At 38.6% G+C, this 21,358-nt stretch carries 6 protein-coding genes; 4 read left to right on the forward strand and 2 right to left on the reverse strand.

What is annotated here, in order from left to right:
• Positions 1 to 40 precede the first annotated feature (40 nt).
• Together ACE94K_RS03790 and ACE94K_RS03795 are read left to right on the forward strand one after the other, a co-directional pair.
• Positions 41 to 15,013, forward strand: coding sequence for a T9SS type B sorting domain-containing protein (locus tag ACE94K_RS03790; RefSeq protein ID WP_378180173.1), 14,973 nt, complete (start codon positions 41 to 43; stop codon positions 15,011 to 15,013).
• Positions 15,014 to 15,018: 5 nt separating this feature from the next.
• Entirely contained in the window at positions 15,019 to 15,996 is a 978-nt protein-coding gene (locus ACE94K_RS03795) for a type IX secretion system membrane protein PorP/SprF (protein WP_378180176.1), read from the forward strand.
• Positions 15,997 to 16,043: 47 nt separating this feature from the next.
• On the opposite strand, the gene ACE94K_RS03800 is transcribed toward ACE94K_RS03795, so the two are convergent.
• Positions 16,044 to 16,442, reverse strand: coding sequence for a DoxX family protein (locus ACE94K_RS03800; RefSeq protein ID WP_378180179.1), 399 nt, complete (start codon positions 16,440 to 16,442; stop codon positions 16,044 to 16,046).
• An 83-nt stretch (positions 16,443 to 16,525) separates the two neighbouring features.
• Positions 16,526 to 17,680: an ATP-binding protein gene (locus tag ACE94K_RS03805; protein ID WP_378180182.1), complete on the reverse strand. Its 1,155-nt coding sequence runs from the start codon at positions 17,678 to 17,680 to the stop codon at positions 16,526 to 16,528.
• 195 nt (positions 17,681 to 17,875) lie between these two features.
• On the opposite strand from ACE94K_RS03805, the gene ACE94K_RS03810 reads away from it, so the two are divergent.
• Together ACE94K_RS03810 and ACE94K_RS03815 are read left to right on the forward strand one after the other, a co-directional pair.
• Entirely contained in the window at positions 17,876 to 19,063 is a 1,188-nt protein-coding gene (locus tag ACE94K_RS03810) for a phosphoglycerate kinase (RefSeq protein ID WP_378180185.1), read from the forward strand.
• 334 nt (positions 19,064 to 19,397) lie between these two features.
• Complete coding sequence (locus tag ACE94K_RS03815; protein WP_378180188.1) at positions 19,398 to 21,035, forward strand: LysM peptidoglycan-binding domain-containing protein; 1,638 nt, start codon at positions 19,398 to 19,400, stop codon at positions 21,033 to 21,035.
• Positions 21,036 to 21,358: the final 323 nt, after the last annotated feature.

Consider the following 21,358-nt stretch of genomic DNA (forward strand, 5'->3'; position numbering starts at 1 on the left):
TAGTATTAGAATGAACGACACAACTCAAAATAAGCAGCTTATGAAAACACGATTACCCAAAAAAGCTGTACTAATAATAATGATCATTGTTATTGGTGCCATAAGCAAGATGAACGCACAGGAAACTGTTCCATTTCAAGAGAGAATAGAATTTAACAATACCAGGGGTAACCTAACTGTTACCGGTAATGATATTGTAGGAGTTATAGAAGATGCTAGTGGAAATACCTTTACCAATCCAAATAGAAACTACAACGGTAATGACAATAACGGTAATTATTACACTGCTTTTATTGATGTGGATAATGACCCTACAACATTTAGCTCCAGTGAAGCGGGTTTAACCGCTCCCAGAGAAGAATGTAGTACGCTGATTTATGCAGGGTTGTACTGGTCCGCTAATTATTATATGGCCAGGCAAGATAGCCCTAATGATTTTAACGATAATGAAATCTCAACAAATTCGGATACAAATACGGTACTGATTATTAATAATGGGCCGTTGGCGCAAGAGTATACTGCAAGAAATAGCGAGTTTGATAATGACAATTCTGATATACAGAGAAGCCCAGTTACTTCATATTTGGTAGTTGCCCAACCCGTAAACGGTTGTAGTATTACAAATGCGACAGAATTAGCTGGTAATATTGCAGTAATAAGAGAGGGCGGTAGTTGTTCTATGAGAGAAAAAGTGGTAAATGCTCAGAATGCTGGTGCAGTTGGGGTTGTCGTTGTTAACGATGGAGGACGTTTACCAAGAATGACAGGAAATGGATCCACTCAGATCGTGATTCCTTCAGTTTCCATAGGTGATGACGATATAGACAATGCGAATTTTAATAATGGAGATTTAATACCCTTATTACAGGCAGAAAATCACGTAGTTTTGGCTACCCTATCTACTACAGGAAACGCACAATTAACAGGTTTACCTCTTACGGATCCAAGAAAAGATGGGCCTGCACCTGCGGATTTCAGAGATATAAAATTTAAAGTTCCGGGTGGTAATTACGTCGATGTAACTGCAGATGTAACTCGTTTTGACGGATATAGGACTAATGGTACTAATCCATTAGGTGATGTTGCAAACGATGAGGTTCCATATGTTTGTTATGCTGAGGTTACCAATCTTTTGGATCCTGCTAATCCTTTCGGAAGGTACACGGTTGCGAATATGAATGCTACCCAAGGTTTTACAAGTGGTGGAGATGGTGCTTGTGGGGGTTGGTTATTAGTAGCTGTATATGAAGATCCCGAAGATCAAGCGAAATATATAAGTGTAAGTGACGGGTTTGTTCAAATATTTAGAGGTGATGACCCGGTAGAGTTTACGTATAGTGGTTTTACAACCCTTCAAGGAAATCAACCGGTGGGAGTGAGATATGCGGTAGCCTCATTAGAAGGAGACACTAGTTTAGGAGGAGATCGATTGAGAGTATTAAATACTAATAATAACTTTACAGCATTGGGTCAGGGTTCTGGGAACGTAAATCCGGCTGGAAACTTTTTTAATGGATCGATTTCTGTTGATGGTGCCTATATTACGGATAGATTGCCTAATTCAGAAAATACACAAGGATTTGATGTTGATGTTTTTGATTTGCCAAACAATAACAATTCCTTAATTGGAAACGGCCAGACCTCGGCAACTTTTCAATTAACCACCGATAGAGATAGATATAGTGTGTTCTTTAATTCTTTTTCTGTAACGATTATAGAACCTGAATTAAGAATTATTAAAAGAGCATTTGCTACCGATGGAGTTACAGAAATTACCGGTCAAAACGTAGAGCTAGGTGATGAGTTGTTTTATGATTTGGAAATTGAAAATATAGGAAATGAGGACTTCGTAGACGGATCTGTAATAATTACAGATGTATTACCCGCAAACACGAACTTATTAGGAGTTGTAGACGCCACATTACCTCCCGGAGTTACCTATACCGAAATAACGCCTGGAGTATTGCAATTTAATATTCCTTCTAGCATTGTAGAAACCCCTAATGATGAACCTATAGGAGAGGGTGATGCACCTATCTTTATTCGATTTAGAGCTCAACTAGTAAGTAGTTGTGAAGAACTTAGAGACGCTTGTTCTGATGAAATTACCAATTCTGCTACGGCTACATATACCGGATTGATATCTGGAACTAATGGATCAACCTTAAGTAGCGCTGAATTAGGAGACTGTGGAGAGGCTCCCGGAGAAACTACTAATATTCTGGTGAATGTTCCGGCCTGTGAACTGGATGTTACTTTTTGTAATGATGATTTATTATTAGTAGCAGGTACTGGTTATAACCAGTATACTTGGACAGGTCCGGGAATTACTACACCCGTAGTAACAACCGTTAACTTCTTTCAGGTTCCTAACCCTCAAACAGGTGTATATACCGTAGTTAAAGAGGATACAGACGGAGTAGAACCTCAGTGTATGACGCTAACAGAGCGATTCAACGTAGAAGACTTTAGAGATATTACTAATCCTATTTTGGATTACGTTAATGGAACAACTGTAGTTACAGAAGATTGTAGTGGACTTCCGATACCACAGATATTATTGTGTGGTGATCAGGATTTATTGCTAGAAACAAACTTTGATCCTTCTAGTTTGGATGATATCTCTTGGCAACGACTTAATCCATCAGGATCTTGTGTACTAGACCCAAATGACCCGTGTTCTTTATTAGATGGAAATTGTACAGATACTAATTGGGTAGAAGTTACTGGTGGGGACACTTCAAACTATACTGTTTCTGAAGCTGGAGATTATAGAATTCTAGCCGAGTTTGATGGTGGATGTATTATTCCATTCTACTTTAGTGTATTTAAGAATGATTATCAGCCACAACTTACTATGAACCCAATAGAGTGTGGTAACGATGGTAGCGTGAGTGTGGTGAACGTACCAACGAATTTTGCATTTAGTTTAACTTCTGGTGGACCTTATACGAATACCACAGGTGTTTTTCCAATTTCTACCGCAGGAGATGTAACGGTTTATGCGATTGACACTACTTTCCCAGGGTGTGAATATACAGCAACAATTAATGTACCTTCTATAGATCCTACATTTAGCGTAGTTGGTGTTGATCCAAGCTGTGTAAATGATAATAACGGAACAGGTTTTGGTAGAATTAATATAAGTGTAACAGGAGGTATTCCTGAATATCAATACACAATTTCGAGCCCTGCACTTGGAGCAGCAGATCCTATAATTGTGCCCAATAGTAGCGCTAATAATGGTAATTATACACAGAATAATTTACCAGCAGGAACATATACGGTAGAGGTAATCTCAAATAGACCTACACCAGAGTGTGTGTTCGATGCTACAGTTACAATTAATCCGGCACCGGCATTTGATGCAGAGGTAGTTTTGATAGCTCCGGAAACTTGTGATAGTGGAGCATTAGTTCAGGTAAATGTTTTAAATGGTTCTGGAAATTATCTATTTGACAATGGTGATGGGAATTTTATACCCTGTAATATTTTTGAGATTCCTTCTCCTGCTGACCCTTCTACAACTTATACGTTTAGAGTTAGTGATCAAAATATTCCAAGTGGTGAACCTTCCTGTGTTATTTCTGCAAGCATTGATAACATTACTCCGTATGAACCTATTGTTATTGATAATGTTACAGTAACACAACCTGCTTGTCCGGGTGACACTGGTTTGATCCGGGTGGATGTTTCACCAACTGTTGCCGGAAGAGTATATACATACCAATTATGGGATTGTGCGGCAGATCCTAATTGTGGTAATGGCATCAGTGATCCTGCAGATCCCTTAAACGATGAAGACCCAAGTTTATGGACTTTGGTTGATGATGTAACATCAAATAGCCAATCAATAACCTTTACAGGAGTAGCAGATGGCAATTCATATGTAGTACAGGTAGTTCACGCTAATACTACACCGGCGATTACTAATGCGGATTGTACGTTCCCAGCACCGGAGCCAACAATATGCCCAGTTACACAATACGGCTTTTCTATAAACTCTCCAACAGGAATTACAGCTGATGTTACTTTAGACAGACCTTTAAGTTGTATCGTCGGAAGCGAGGATGCGATTATTCAGGTAGACAATATCGCCGGCGGTTCTGGTACATATGAGTGGAGCTTAGATAATGTTAACTTCACGAACATAACAACAACCCCATTTAACATAACAGTAAGCACAGACGGATCTTACACAGTGTATATAAGAAATCAAGGTAGTGGAGATTGTGCTGTGCCATTTACTATAGATGTGCCGGCACTTGTACCAATTACAGCAATTGCTTTTACTCCGGGAGACGGTGATTGTAATAGTCAAAGTTCTCTGGTAAGTTTTGAAGCACAGCCGGTATTATCAGCAGCTGATATAGCTGCAGGAGTGGTGTATGAATACGACGTATCCCCAGATCCTGCAACAGGCACTGCTGCAACAGGAAATACAGGTTTCTTAACAACAAATAGTTATACAATAGCTCAAGGAATCACATATACTGTTACCGCAAGAAGAAGTGATGATCAGTGTACATTTGTCGATGATTATAGGGTAGATATTATAGATCCAATAGATATCACAAATGCAGTAGAAACTACTCCTGTTGTTTGCGTTGGAGAAAGTAATGGAGCTTTGTCTTTCAATGTAACGAACAGCACATCATTTGATTACACAGTCACACTTACATCTACAGGAACTGTTGTTGATTCAGGAACCGGGATTACTGCAAGTCCAATCAATGTAACAGGACTTGCTGCAGGAAATTATACGATAACGGTTACAGATAATAATCCAGGAGGTTCAGGATCCCCTTTAAACTGTTCTGATACTGCTACGGTAGATGTTACCGAACCAGCAACACCACTTACTTTTACAACTACTGCCACTGAGACTAATTGTGGGGCAAATACAGGAACTATTACCGTAACAGCTAGTGGTGGTAGAGGAAATTATCAATACAGACTAGTAGATAGTGGTGGAACAGTAATTGTAGATTACCCTAACACTAGTAACATTTTTACAGGACTTGCAGTGGATACCTACACTATTTTTGTTAGAGATGGGAATTCTGCAGCTGCCTGTGAGATTAATAATACCGAAACAATAGTGCAATCTGCTTCTCCAACTATAGCTTTAGCAACCGGAGGAGATCCATGTTATGATGGAACAGATCAAGCAACGCAATGGATTACCATCACTCCGGGTATACCTGCACCTTTAGGTCCTTTCGAATATAGTTTAAATGGAGGAACAGGTGTCGCAGTGACCTTCTTAGGAGCACCGGCAAATACATTTGAAATTCCTAATTTAACTCCTGGAAGTTATACGGTGGTTGTAACGAATACAGCTACAAATTGTTCTACAGCTGCATTACCTTTCACAATAAATCAAGAGTTAACGATTACAGCGGCTTTGGCAAATGATATTAATTGTAACGAAGATGCTAGTATAACTTTTACTCCTGCCGGAGGAAGCACAGTGTATACTCAATTTGATTTGTATGCACAAGGAACACCTCCTACGTTAGTACAAGCAAATATTACATCTCCTCATTCGGTAAATACTCCTGGTGATTATGTAATTCAGGTTACCGATGACCAAGGATGTACTGCATTTTCTAATCCAGTTACGGTTACAGCATACGAGCCTATTGCCACTAGCACTCCTGTAGTTACAAATCCAAACTGTCCTACAGATAATGGTAGCATAGAAATTACGGTTACTGCTGGCGAAGGACCATTTACTTATATTTTGGATGGAGATGTAACTACAACACAAGGACCTACAGGTACTGGTCCTATTGTATTTAATAATGTTCCTGTTGGAAACCACGTAATTACGATTACAGACGGATCTGGAGCAACTCCAGCTTGTACATTAGATGTAGATGCTACGATTACGGCACCAACTCCAATTACAGCAGATATTGCAATCACTCAGGAATATCGTTGTGATGCTACGGGTTCTAGTACAACGCCTCAGTTAGGTACCATTACTGTATCTAATCCGGCAAACGGAACCCCTCCATATGCTTACAGTATAGATGGAGTGGATTATAGCAATACCACGGGAATATTTACAGGTTTAACAGATGGTACCTATACATTGTACATAAGAGATGCTAATACTATTTCTTGTCCGGTAGATTTGGGTCAGCTAACCATAGATCCACTAGTACAAGTTACTGATCTCTCATTTGCTGCTACTCAGGTTCAATGTCCTGCACTAACTGCAGATGTTACTGTTACTGCCACTTTGGATGGTACGAGCACAGTAGAGTACGAAATTACAGCACCAATAACAGTTGGTCCTCAACCATCTAATGTGTTCACAGGTTTAACTTCAGGAGTTACCTATACATTTCTGGCAAGAACGGATACTGATGGTTGTGTATACACAGAAACCTTCACAGTACCAAATATAGATTTCATAGCGGTAAATGCAACCGTTGTTAATGAGCCAGTTTGTAATGGTCAAAGTAACGGAGAGTTATCATTAACAGTTTCCGGAATTGATTTAACAACAGAAACGTATGCATATGAAGTTTCCCTTGGAGCTACTATCGTCGCTCAAGGCACAGGTCAAAATACGGCAACTATTGTTACCGGAGATATTTTAGCCGCAGGAACATATGACATTTTAGTTACAGACGAAAGAACGAGTTGTACAGATACAGCTCAAGTGGTTATAGGAGAACCTGATGTTATCACTTTCACCATTGATCCGGTTATACAGGATTGTGTTGCTAACACGAACACAGTTACAATAGATAATGTTACCGGAGGAAGCGGAAGTGGTTATACTTGGGTGCTAAATGACTCTGGAGGGACTCCCGTAGGACCTAGTCAACCAATTACAGACCCTTATATTAATGTTCCTAATGGGACTGGATATCAAATTATAGTAACAGATGGCAATGGTTGTGTATCAGCGCCTCAGAATTTGGACATTAATCAGCTTCCACAGATAGCGGCAGCTATTGATCCAGGCTCAGATTTTTGTTTGGATGATGGGACTGTAAGTTTTACCATCAATATCGATGGTACTAATTCCGGAACCCCGGATTACATTTATAATGTTGCTCTTGGTGGAACTATTGTTATTCCAGACACCAATGTTGGGGCATTAACAACTTTTACAACAACTCCCGCATTAACACAAGCAGGAACATATACGATAACAATTACAGATAGTAATGGTTGTCCGGTAATACTTACCGAAACTATTGCAGAAGCAGTGACACTTGATGTTACTCAGGTAGCGGATATTACTTGTAATGCTGCAGGGGTTCCTCAGGATGCTTCGTTCTCATTTGTGGTGAACGGTGGTTATACGCCTTACGATATAGCAGTTTCATTTAACGGTGGAGCCTTTATAGATCACGTTACTAACGGTGTTGCTCCTTTCCCTGATTATATTGCTACATCGGGTGCAGGAACGTATGAGTTCAGAGTGACAGATGATCGAGGATGTACGTTTACAACCTCTCCGTTTACGGTGACAGATCCTGTACCACCAACCATTACGGCACCAGATGTTACAGTAGATTGTTTTGGAGATACAGGAACGGTAACTGTAACTGTAACTGGAACGGAAACACCGTATGAAATAGATTTTAACGGCGCAGGTTTTGTTACGATTACTGGTACACAGATTAGTTTTCCAAACCTAGCTGCTGGAGCATATAATTATACGGTAAGAAGTAGCCGAGGATGTTTATATCCGTTACCAACGGGAATCGGTACAGTGAATGTTATTGAACCAGCCGAAATTGTGGAAGTAAGCAGAGTTGAAACACCAGTTACCTGTGGTGGATCGGTAATAATTACTCAGCTAGGAGCAATTGATCTGACAATTACCGGAGGAACTGGACCATATACATATACGTTAGTTGATGCAAGCAATGTATCTGTTACACCACTTGTTCCATCAGCTACGGCTGCTTCGACTCCTAATCCAACAACGATTGCATCAACAACCGTTCGTTTTGAAGGATTAGACTTTGGACAGTATTTCATTTTTGTAGAAGACGTAAATGGTTGTGTTTCTAATCCGGATCCTATTGGACCGTTTAATATCTTTTCACCACCAAATGATTTAGTACAGAATGTGGTTACATTTGGTGATTGTATCAGCGGTGTAACTTTTGAAATAGATGTGCAGGGAGGTTCTGGTATAAATCCTCCAGCAAACCCACCACCAGGATTTGATATTCGTATCGTAGGAGAACCTTCTCCGGGATTAGGAGATTTTGTTCCGTTAAATGACCTTGTTGGCGGAGCAACAGCTGTAGATGCTAATACCCCAATAAGAGATCATGTCTATAATGGATTAGATTTTAATCGAACCTATATTTTAGAAGTTCGGGATAATTTCACAAATTGTCTATATCAAGAATTAGTATCTCCTGTGGCCCCAATATCTGATCCTGATATTATCAATTTTACTCAGACAGATGTTACTTGTAATGAGACACCGGCATTAAATAACGGATCAATAAGTTTTGATATTTCGGGATATACAACTTCTCCACCGGAACCTCCAGCATCGGCTGTGACCGAAGTACGTTGGGAAGTTTTTGACCAGTTTACAAATATTTCACTCGATGTCACCTTTGCACCAACAGTGTATTCTGGAAATGCAACAGGACTTACAGGTGCAAATGTGCCTGTAACCATTACCGATTTTCCTCCGGGAAGATATTATGTAGTCGTAGAAGAAGTAGATGGAACTAGTTGCTCAACGAGACGAAATTTTGAGATTACAGTTCCAGATCCACTAACTTCTGTAGCAACAAATCTTACTGCAGCTAATAGTTGTGGAACGAACGCACAAGTAATTATGGATACTGATGGAGGAACTCAATTCACAATACCTCCAACAGATGATGGATATACGTATGCTGTAGTTGCAGACGGCGCAGGAGATCCGGGTGTTTATCCTTTAACGAGTAATGTCATCGATCTTGGCAATGTTGCCGGTGATTTTGACATTTGGGTGGCAGACCTTAACGGATGTAGTTTTGGTCCGGTGGATGTTACTGTAGTAGTAAATCCGTTACCAACGGTAGTGGCAAATTTCATTGACGATTGTGCATACGATAATAGTAATATCATTGATGTTGATGGTACAGGTTTAGGAACATTATTGTATCAAATCAACGGAGGAACAGCTGTAACTGGTAGTATTGATAATAATAATCACCAATTTATTGTATCAACTCCAGGAACCTATACAATTACTATTACAGACGAATCTGGATGTTCAGTTAACACAACTGCTACAGTATATGATGCATTAGTAATTAGTGCTGCATTTACAGCTGCTCCTGATTGTGAAAACCCAACTGGTGAAATTACGACAACAATTACCTCTGGTGCAGCAATAGGTACACTTACATACGTACTACAAGATGGAACAGGAACACCAACAGGTAACACAACAGGTGATGCTACCGGAATTTATACAGGAGTAGCACCAGGAAATTATATCGTTGTGGCAACCGATGATGGACGAGGAACAGCACCTTTCTGTTCGTTCTCTGCTCCTGTAAGCATAGATGCACCAACACCACCAGTGTTAGTGCCAGAAACTACATTTGTTACTTGTATAGGTGATACAGATGGTGTGATAACAGCTGCATTAACAGCTGCATCGACAGAAGCGGATCCTGCCGTGACTTATCAGTACGAAATTATAGCAGGACCTGTTACGAGACCATTACAGACAAGCCCGGTTTTCTCTGGTTTAGGAATTGGAACGTATACAGTTCAGGTTACGGTTACAAAACCTAACGGATCCCTGGATGTGATTTGTACAAATACTGCTGATTATATAATAGATCAACCAACAGATCCTACTGCAACTGTTGTTTTAGAAACACCATACGGATGTACAGGAGCTGATATTAATCTTCCCGTCATAACAGTGGATAATTTTACTGGAGGTAATGCGCCTTATACCTTATCGTATACAGACCCTTCAGGAAATGTAGTTGGTCCTTTAGATCCTACAACTTTAGATACAGATACCGGATTAGCTGGTGTTCAAATTATCGCAAATGAAGCTGGGAACTATACGTTTACCGTGTTTGACGTAAACAATTGTCCAACAATATTAACACCTTTAAATATTCCGGCATTTCCTGTCATGACAGATGCGGTTGTAAACCTAGTTACGGGTATTAACTGTACAACCAATACAGAAGAAGTAACAGTAACAGTTACTGGAGGAACAGGGCCATTTGATTTCATAGAGGTAAATGGAGCAGTACCGTCTCAATTAGGAGTCCCTTCTGGAGGCGCTACTACCACCAGTGCATCATTCTTTTTGCCTGGAGTTGGTAATTATACGTTCAGAGTGTTTGATCAAGGAACTCAATGTTCGATAGAAACATTACCTTATGAAATAGGTCCTTATGATACGATTGAGGCTAATATAGCCGTAGTTGCTCCTGATATTTTATGTTTCGGGGATGCTACAGGAAACATAGAGTTAACGGTAACAGGTCATACCGGACCTTATGATTATACCGTTACAAATACGACTACAGGTACAGTAATCACAGGCTCTGGTGATACCACGGTAGCGAATCCTTTATCAATAGGAAGCTTAGAAGCCGGAAACATTGAGGTTGCTGTAGTTGATCCTGTTTCAACTTGTAATGATGTGTCTAACGTTGTTACGATCACACAGCCAGCGGAACTATTATTGGCGCTGACTTCAAATATCAATGCTAATTGTAACGATGACGGTAGAGTTGTAGTAACCGCATCAGGAGGAACACCTCCATATATTTTTACAGCGACAGATGTACCAAGCGGTGGAACATTTACAACTACAAGTACAACTGGAATCTTTGACTTACCAGTTATTGGAGCCAGTACTGATTATACGATTAGTGTAGTGGATGCGAATGGTTGTATTTCTAACCCTCCTTCTATTGTAGAAACGGTGAATAGAACAGACAACCCTGTTTTAAATCCATTAACAGTAGATGATGTTTGTACACACGACGGTAGCTATGTGATAGCTGCTTCAGGAACTAGCAATGTGGCTTCGCCACCAGGTTCAGGAGAGTTAAGATTCCAGTTGGATGGAGGTGTAATCGAAGATGCGAATAATGGGATTACAGCACATACGTTTACCGTTTCAACACCGGGAACGTATTCGGTGACAGCTTATGATGAGAACGGATGTCCATCGAACGTGGAAACCATTACGATTTTACCAGAATTAACTGGAACGGCTGACTTTACCGCGGATCCTACTTGTAGAGATACGGATGGTACGATCACAGTAACAGTTAGCGGTGGATCAGACTTTAGTGTTAATCCAGGTAACTTTACATTTACGCTTAGGGATGAAGCTACCAATGCAATTGTAGCTGGACCACAGGTAGGAAATAATATATTCACCCCTGTTGCAGCGGGCGATTATATAGTGGAAATTACAGATATTAATATTCCTACGATTACGGCTCCGTGTACTATAACAATTGATGTACCGGAACTTACTGTTCCGTTGGATCCAATTCCTTCAGCTGTGTCAACTGCTGTTAGTTGTATTGGAGCGACAGACGGAACCGTAACAGTCACATTGCAGGCTGGCACTGATTTAGATGGTCCATATACATATCAAATATTTGTAGATAATGCAGGTGTACCAGGTGCTCAAGTTGGAGTTGATCAGGTTGATAATCCTGTATTTACGGATTTACCGTTTGGAGATTATATTGTGGTGGTAACTTCGGATAGAAGTTGTTCCGGTCAGATTCCGGTTACTGTAGCTAATGCAACTCAGGTAGCTGTGGCTACAGCGCAAAGTGCTTATGGTTGTGCTGCAGATAATAGTTCGATATTCCCTATAATCACAGTAACTATTACTGATGGTACAGCACCTTACAGTATTACTTATGTTACACCATCTGGAGTTACGGTTACTGAGCTGGATATTACGGATGCGGATGGAACTGCAGCCGGAGTACAATATCTAATCACTGCTGATGAAGAGGGTGATTATTTGATTTCTGTTACAGATAATAATGGTTGTGAGACAGCTCCTACTACTATTACTGAAACTATAGCGCCTTTCCCAATAATGATAAACCCAGCCGTTACTATTGTTACAGATATAACGTGCGCAGTGGATGAAGAAGTTACGGTGTCAGTACAAGGAGGATCTGGTGATTTCTTATTCGAACTTATCGATAATGCAGGCACAGTAATAAATCCACCAGCTCCTGTCGATACACCGGCAGGTACTTTTACCGCCAATTTTGTATTACCAAGACCATTGGGTATTTATACTTTCAGAATAACAGATCAAATTACAAATTGTACTATTACAGTAACACACGAAATTGATGAATTTGATTTTATTCAGTTGGTAGCAGCACAAGAAACACCAGAATCTTGTCTTGGTGATGCAGATGGTACGATTAATATTTCGATAACGGGTTATTCTGGACCATATAACTTCACCATCCTAGATGAAAATGGAAATCCAACAGCATTTACAGGAACAGGTGATACGACAACAGACCCCGATCCTTATATATTACCGGTAACATTACCACAAGGAGTGTATATTGTTGAGATAACAGAGACGGCAAATCCATTATGTACGGAGAGATCTAATGCTGTTGCGGTAATGGGGCCTGGTGCACCGATTGTAACTGCAATTTCTCCAATTAATGTTGTAGAATCTTGTGTTCCTGGTGCCGATGGTTCATTCCAGGCATCTGTTACAGGAGCTCAAGGAGCAGTAACGTATACGTTAACTCCCGGAGCTATAACAAATACTACAGGTTTGTTTGAAAACTTAACTGCTGGATTATATACGGTTACCGCCGAGGATAGTCAGGGATGTACAGATGATGAACAATTTACTATACAATCACCAAATGCGATCATCGTAGATCCAATTGCGGATAGTAGTGTAACTTGTTTTGAAGATACTGACGGAAGTATAACTATAGTTGCAAGTGGAGGTCAGGGTCCTGGAACGTATTTATATACATTGACGTTCCCTGATGGTGTAACAACCAGTGGTCCACAGTCTGTGAATGTATTTAATAACTTAGGTGCAGGAACATATACAGTTACAGTTTCTGATAACCTGAACTGTACCGCAACAACTACTGCTGTAATTAATGAGCCTAATGAGGTTACTGTAAGTATTGATAATGTTACTGAAGTTACTTGTAATATCAACACAATTGATGTAACAGTTAGCGGAACTAGTGATGTTGCTATAACAGAGTACTACTATATAGATCAAGACGGTAACCAGGTGGCAAACGGTGGATCTGGAGTTTTCATAGGTCTCGGAGCCGGAGAATATCAATTCTTTGTAGAAGATGTAAATGGTTGTAGATCTCAGTTATCTTCACCAGTTCCTGTGATACCAATAAATCAGATAGCGATTACATTGGATACCTCTGCAGCAAACATTAATTGTTTTAATGAATCTACGGGAGTGATAGACGCAAGGGTAACCGGCGGTATTGGAGACTACATATTTGAGTTGACAAATAATGATACTGCTCAGACATGGGGGCCACAGAATAATAGTGAATTCACTGATCTTCCTCCAGGAAACTATACCTATGTAGTAAGAAGTGATAGAGATTGTGTTTCTCAGGCCGACTTTAGTATCGACAATCCTGCGGAGTTTGAAAACATTCCACCGGAGGTAAATGATGTAGTATGTTTCGGAGAGGATAATGGATCCGTTGTGGTATTTGCTGTAGGCGGTACAGGATTGTATTCATTTGCTATAAGTACTGATCCTGATCAATTTTTTAGAGATGATTCTGATAATGTACCTAATCAGCATACATTTACAAATCTTGTTCCGGGAGTGTATCAAGTATTTGCACAGGATTCTAACGGATGTGGACAAGTATATGATGTGACGATAGGAGAACCTGATCAGCTAATGGCGAACATTGTTGGATCGGTTACGCCGGAGACTTGTTTTGGTGACAGTGATGGTGCTGTAACTATTGAGGTAACAGGTGGTACAACGCCATACAGAACAAGTATCACTAACAATCCTGCAGATTTTGTAGAAGGAATGTTTACCTATATGGATCTTCCGGGAGGAACTACCACAATTTACATTTTGGATGCAAACAACTGTCCTCTTGAATTACCTGTAGATATACCAGAGGGAGCTATTCTTAACGGTATAATGAGTTCTAGAATTGATTGTCCTGTAATAAATACTGACGGCTCTATAAATCAGCCACCGGTATACTACATAGACTTCATACTAGGAGAGGATTCAGTTGACACAGATATACTTTATAATTTGGTTTCCTTAGACGGGGGAGTTAGCCCTGGTGATAGTCTATCTCCGACATTTATTGTACAACCAGGACAATATCAAGGTACTATGACATATACACCAACAGGATGTGTAGAGGATTTAGGAACAATTACAGTAGAGGAATATGTACCGATGACATCACCAGTTGCACAGATGACTAATAATCCACAAGATCCTAACGAGTATGAAATCATCGTAACCGGTGGTAGTGGAGATTACACATATTTCGTTGCAATTGTACCGGATGGATTAACGGTTAATGATTTAACTGATGCAGACTATAGAGAATTAGATGATAATACCTTCTCTATAGACGAAACAGCTGATTATGCGCTACGGGTAATTGATAATATGGCTTGTGAGGTAATAGCAGTTCAGGAATTAACGTACATCAATATCGTAATCCCTAATTACTTTACTCCAGATGGAGATGGAACAAACGATACTTGGTATCCAAGACAAGATAGTGCTAATCCAAACACTGATCCTTTCTTCTTTAGCGATATGGAAGTGAGAGTATTTGACAGATACGGTAGATTGTTAGCCGAGTTTGTTGGAGAGCAAGAAGGTTGGGATGGTATTTATCAGGGCAGTATGTTGCCATCAGGAGATTATTGGTTTACGATTATCCTGAATGATATTGATAATAGAGAGTTTACAGGTCACTTTACTTTATACAGATAATAAGTATGAGAACGTACACAAGACATATGATAAGTGCCATAGTTTTATTAATAACTATGGCAGGAGGTAGAAGCTATGCTCAGGAGTTTTTTGCACCTGTTCAGAATCAATACATCGCTGATAATCCATATTTAATTTCTAGTGCCTATGCGGGTATTGGGGATTGCTGGCAGGTTAGAGCTTCAGGATTTGAGCAATGGGTTGATATTGCAGATGCTCCGGGTACTCAGTCAATTTCTGTAGATGGTCGTATATCGGATCGTTCTGGTGTGGGTGCGATCTTATTTAATGATCAAAATGGTTTTACCACGCAAAAAGGTGTTCAGCTTTCCTTTGCGCATCACCTGACACTAAATGAGTATACAAATCAATATTTATCCTTCGGAATCAGTTATAAGTTTACTCAGTTTGGTATCGATACATCAGAGTTTAATGACGGAGATCCTAATCAACCGCCTAGTCAATCTTTGGAAAATGTTACGGTAAACAATTCAAACTTTGATATTGGAGTGTTGTATCGATTGGGAAGGTTTTTCTTAAGTGCTAATGCGGTAAATCTTTTGCGTAAAGAAATAGATGACTTTAATCCCACAGAACCAGCTTCGATTCAAAATTACTATGTGTATTCGGGATATACTTTTTACGATCGCTTCAGTGATATCGAAATTGAGCCATCCGTATTGTATCAAAATTTTGCCGGAGACGGTCGAAGTACAGCCGATTTAAATATAAAGGTAAGAAAGCTACACCGCGGTGATTACTATTGGGCGGGAATAAGTATGAGATCTTTGGTAGATCAGGATTTTAAACCACTTTCTGTATCACCAATGATTGGTATCAAGAAATCAAATTTTTATGTTGCTTATGGATATCAAGTAAATGTAAACGAAGTTTTTGATGCAAGTAATGCCGCAGGGTCCCATATGATCACCTTAGGAATAGACTTTGGTTGTAGACAAAGTAAATGTGGATGTACTTATTAAAGTATAATAAAAGAGCACTGTTAAGTGCTCTTTTGTTTTTCTAACTTTTATGAGTTCACGATATATAACCCAAAAATAGCAACGATAAAATAACAGGTGATGGTTAAAGCACCTTGGTAGTCTTTTGCAACTCGCTGACCAAAGAGTAGCATAAGCAAAGTGATACAGGCAGAGAACATAGCTCCGGATGCAAATCCGGTATGATTATCCGCAATTAAGTGATAGACACCCATAATACAGAAAATAGCGGTAATAATCTCAATAATCAAAATTGTGCCTAAAAGAAGGGGTACTATCGTGCCCAGGAAGGTTTCCGAAAAGTGATCTTTTAACCAGCTTAGGTTTCCTTTCCAATCAGTGATTTTATCAATACCAGATTGTAGAAATGTAATCAGCAAGAATAATAAGATTGTTATCGAAACAATGTGAGTCATAAAATTATCCATAAAGTTGAGTTTAGTTTTAGAATGTGATAACGAATATTAAAAGTCGTAATAAACAACAAGAATAAAAAATATTCAAAAAAGCATTAAACAGCTTTTTTATGAAGTAATCGGGTAAGTTTGATAGAAAGGTCGGTCAAAATGATTTTCGCATTACCATTACGTTCTATGTGATAAATAGCATCTTGAAGTTCATTACTTATATCCATAATATTGCCTCCATGAATAAAAGGCGCAAAATTTTGAAGTTTAAAACCATTAGTTTGTGGTTCTAAAAACACTAAGTCCCCTGCGCCGTAGTTTAACAATAAAGCTTGTCGAAAAAAATCAAGGCAATAATTAAGAAATTTCTTTTGCGTCTCTCTTCCAGACCACGCTATCGACTCGCTCCAGTTGATCAAATCATTGACGGCAGATTTATTCCCTTTTGCTCTAAAAGCCGTTCGAACCCATTGAATAAACCAATCTTCGAATTGTTCATCGCCGCCATCGTGATGTAATAAATGTAACGCTTTACTAAAATCACCATTAGCCTGATGAGCAATTTTTAGAGCTTCTGCGTCAGAAATGTTTCCGGATTCTTTTATAGCATCTTTGATAACTTGTTCACCAAGTGGAGGAAAATGCAAAACCTGACATCTGGATCTTATAGTTTGTATAAGCTGCTCTTCATCTTCAGTAATTAGAATAAAAACTGTTTTTTCCGGAGGCTCTTCTATAAGTTTTAATAATTTATTAGACGCGGCTATGTTCATTTTATCAGCCATCCATATCAGCATTACCTTGTAGCCGCCTTCATAACTTTTTAAGGATAGTTTCTTTACCACATCTAATGCTTCATCCACACCTATCTGCCCTTGTTTTTTCTCAATTCCTAATAGAAGATACCAGTCAAAAATACTTCCGTATGGATTTTCCTTAACAAAAGTTCTCCATTCTTCAGCAAAGTGATTGGCTGTTGGATGCTTTTTTACCTTATCATTTGTGGCAACCGGATACGCAAAATGTAAATCAGGATGTGCCAGGTGATCAAATTTTACATTACAAGATGAAATACCTCCAGTATTTTCACCATCTTTATTTTGACACAAAATATATTGGGCATATGCTATGGCCATTGGTAAAGTGCCACTACCATTAGGCCCAACGAAAAGCTGCGCATGAGGTATACGACCACGTTCTACACTGTTGGTTAAATAACTTTTAATGTGAGTAAGCCCTAATATTTCTGAAAAAAGCATAAAGCAAATATAAATTAATAATGGACAATATTGGTAGCGGAATTCGGATATAAACCCAATGAGATTTTATCAGTTAATATTGTCTTTTTGTTAAAAATCAATAAAAGTGAAACTTTACCAAAGAAATTGATCCTTTTTCATTTAGTTTTTGATGAAATAGAATTATTTTCGTTTGCGAAATATGAAACCAACCCGATGAAGACAATCAACGATTTTAATTTTGAAAATAAAAAAGCATTAATCAGAGTAGACTTTAATGTTCCGTTAGATGAAAATTTTAATGTAACTGATGATACTAGAATTCAGGCTGCCAAACCTACAATTATTAAGATTTTAGAAGATGGCGGAAGTGCAGTTTTAATGTCTCACTTGGGTCGTCCGAAAGGAGTGCAGCAAGAATTTTCATTAAACCATATTGTAGATACGGTAGCAGACGTAATCGGTGTGCAAGTTAAGTTTGTATCGAACTGTGTTGGTCAAGAAGCTGAAGACGCGGTTGCACAGCTAAATCCGGGCGAAGTTCTTTTACTTGAAAATCTAAGATTTCATCAAGAAGAGACTGCCGGAGACACTGATTTTGCTGAACAATTATCAAGATTGGGAGATATTTATGTTAATGATGCGTTCGGTACTGCGCACAGAGCACACGCTTCTACTACGATTGTAGCACAGTTCTTTCCTGACAACAAATGTTTTGGAAGTTTATTAGCAAAAGAAATCGAAAGCATTGACAAAGTATTAAGAAGTGGAGAAAAGCCCGTTACAGCCGTTTTAGGAGGTTCTAAAGTATCTTCTAAAATTACTATTATAGAGAATATTTTAGACAAAATTGATCACCTAATCGTAGGGGGTGGAATGACTTATACATTTATTAAAGCACAAGGAGGTCAAATAGGAGACTCTATATGTGAAGATGATAAGCAAGAGTTAGCTTTAGAAATTCTAAAAAAAGCAGCAGAAAAAGGAGTACAGGTTCATTTACCAGTAGATGTGATAGGTGCAGATGCATTTGATAACAATGCCAACACAAAAGCAATGAGCGTAGATACTATTCCTGATGGTTGGCAAGGATTAGATGCGGGACCAGAAACTTTAAAGAATTTTCACGAAGTGATATTGAATTCGAAAACCATCCTTTGGAATGGACCATTAGGGGTTTTTGAAATGGAAAACTTTGCTAATGGAACCATTACACTAGGTCATTCGATTGCAGAAGCAACTGAAAAGGGAGCATTCTCTCTCGTCGGGGGTGGAGATTCGGTTGCTGCGGTAAAGCAGTTTGGATTTGGTGAAAAAGTAAGTTATGTTTCTACAGGTGGAGGAGCAATGTTAGAAAGTCTTGAAGGAAAAACGCTTCCCGGTATTGCCGCGATTGAAAATTAATTGAAAAGCTATTTTTAGATGTGTATGTAACAATCTAAAAAATAGTTGCTGAATTTATCTAGATGAATAGTGAAATCTGATTTGATGAATTGGTTTTTTTATTCTTGGATATTAACAAAAGAGATAAGTTTCTGTAAGAAAACCCTTAATAAAACCTAAATTTATTAAAAATCAGTCGTTTAGACTGATTTTTTTGTGTTTTTAACTAATTGATTTTTTGGATTTTAGAAAAAAAACACGATTTTCGCAGCAGTGTTGTTGATAACTCATATAACTGCAACACTAATCGTCCTAAAATATCCGTTAGTTGAAATAAATGTATACAATATCCGAAATGAGTAAAAATTGTTGGTTCTGTCTTAGTTTTCTTTTTTACATGGTTACGCTGCAAGCTCAGCAGGATACGATCCCATCACCCGCAAACCAAGAAACGAAAGCATCCGGAATAATGACACTGGACAAAGAACTAACACTTCAAAAGGATACTGTGCAAGTAGTGGATACCACTAAGGTCATCAGCACTGTAGGTGAACTAAGAACAAGTACTTTCAACAAAACAAGCATTAAAGATAGTGTTATATATGACATAAAGGATCACCCAGAAATAGCACAACTGGATTCCATCTGGAAACAAGAATTATATAATTCCAGTCTTTTTGATACAATTTACAAATCAGTCACTGAATTAGAATACGAACCGGTGGAGTATGTAGATCTTCCTACGGACACCCTAAAAGCAAGATTGGCAGAACTTAACGCACGGACACCTTTTAATGTTGAGTATAATCCTTCTTTAGAAAGTGTGATTAAGAATTACCTTAAAAATCGTCACGAACATCTGGAAAGATTAATGGCCTTAAGCGAATTCTATTTTCCGCTCTTTGAACAAGAATTAGATAATCAGAATATTCCCTTAGAGATAAAATACTTAGCAATAGTAGAATCTGCTTTAAAGCCTAGAGCCAAATCCAGAGTTGGAGCTACAGGACTTTGGCAATTTATGTTTGGTACCGGAAAAATGTTTGGATTAGAGGTAAGTTCGTATGTAGATGAACGCATGGATCCAATTATGGCTACTCAAGCAGCATGCAAATATTTGGCTAGCCTTTATCGTGTATTTGGTGACTGGGATTTAGCTTTGGCATCGTACAATTCCGGACCGGGAAATGTAACCAAAGCAATAAGACGTAGTGGAGGATACACCAATTATTGGAACATAAGACATAACCTGCCTAGAGAGACCGCAGGATATTTACCCGCCTTCTTGGCAACCATGTATATTTTTGAATACGCAGAAGAACACGGATTTAAACCAAGAAGACCGGAGTTTGCGTATTTTGAGACGGATACCATAAAGGTTAAGCAAATGATCACGTTGGATCAAGTATCAGAAGTGATGGATATTAATATTGAAGAATTACAGTTTTTAAACCCATCTTATAAACTGGATATCATTCCGTATATTAAAGACGAAAATTATGTATTGCGTTTACCACTGGACCAGGTTGGTAAATTCGTAGCAAATGAAAATCAAATTTATACATTAGCACAAGAAGAATTTAATAAGCGGGAGAAACCACTTCCCAAATTTTTTGAAGCAAATGATAAAATACGGTATCGTGTACGTAGTGGAGATTTCTTAGGAAAAATAGCCAGAAGATATGGAGTTAGGGTAAGTCAGATTAAAAGATGGAATGGTTTACGAAGCAATAATCTTAGAGTAGGGCAGCGATTAACTATTTATCCTAGACGTCCTGTCGTAGATAGAACTCCAAAGAAAGAAACCACCCAAAAAGCTGTTGTAAGCAATGATACAGGAAGCTCAGAAACATACACAGTAAAAGCTGGAGACACTTTATGGAGTATTTCACAAAAGTTTAAAGGGGTTTCTATCGAGAATTTACGAAGCTGGAATAATATTAGTGGCACAGGAATCAAACCGGGTATGAAATTAAAGCTGTCTAAGTCCTAAATACCCTCCTATACAATCCGAAAAACACCAAGTCAATTTCCAATTTTTTAAATCAAGAGGTATTGATTTTATTCGATTATTCGTAACGTATAATAAGTTACGATAGCAACCTGAAGTTATTTTAGGTGCTATCACAAATTAGGTTTAATTGCAGAATGAGATTCTGAAAACAAATACTTACTGGCTAAAAATGCAATAATGATGCAAAAGCAGACAATCATAATTTTTTACATTGTAATGTGCAATTGGAACGGTTTATGATGTTATAGGCAGTATGATATCTGTAATCTGCAGATAATTATTTTAATATTAGTTCATCCCAA

It is taken from the genome of Aquimarina besae, from assembly GCF_042434905.1.
GTDB lineage: Bacteria > Bacteroidota > Bacteroidia > Flavobacteriales > Flavobacteriaceae > Aquimarina.

Bases quoted from the DNA above. Each gene is read 5' to 3' on its own strand.
- ACE94K_RS03805 (WP_378180182.1), bottom strand. From the start codon at position 17,680: ATGCTTTTTTCAGAAATATTAGGGCTTACTCACATTAAAAGTTATTTA.
- ACE94K_RS03810 (WP_378180185.1), top strand. From the start codon at position 17,876: ATGAAGACAATCAACGATTTTAATTTTGAAAATAAAAAAGCATTAATC.
- ACE94K_RS03790 (WP_378180173.1), top strand. From the start codon at position 41: ATGAAAACACGATTACCCAAAAAAGCTGTACTAATAATAATGATCATT.
- ACE94K_RS03815 (WP_378180188.1), top strand. From the start codon at position 19,398: ATGAGTAAAAATTGTTGGTTCTGTCTTAGTTTTCTTTTTTACATGGTT.
- ACE94K_RS03795 (WP_378180176.1), top strand. From the start codon at position 15,019: ATGAGAACGTACACAAGACATATGATAAGTGCCATAGTTTTATTAATA.
- ACE94K_RS03800 (WP_378180179.1), bottom strand. From the start codon at position 16,442: ATGGATAATTTTATGACTCACATTGTTTCGATAACAATCTTATTATTC.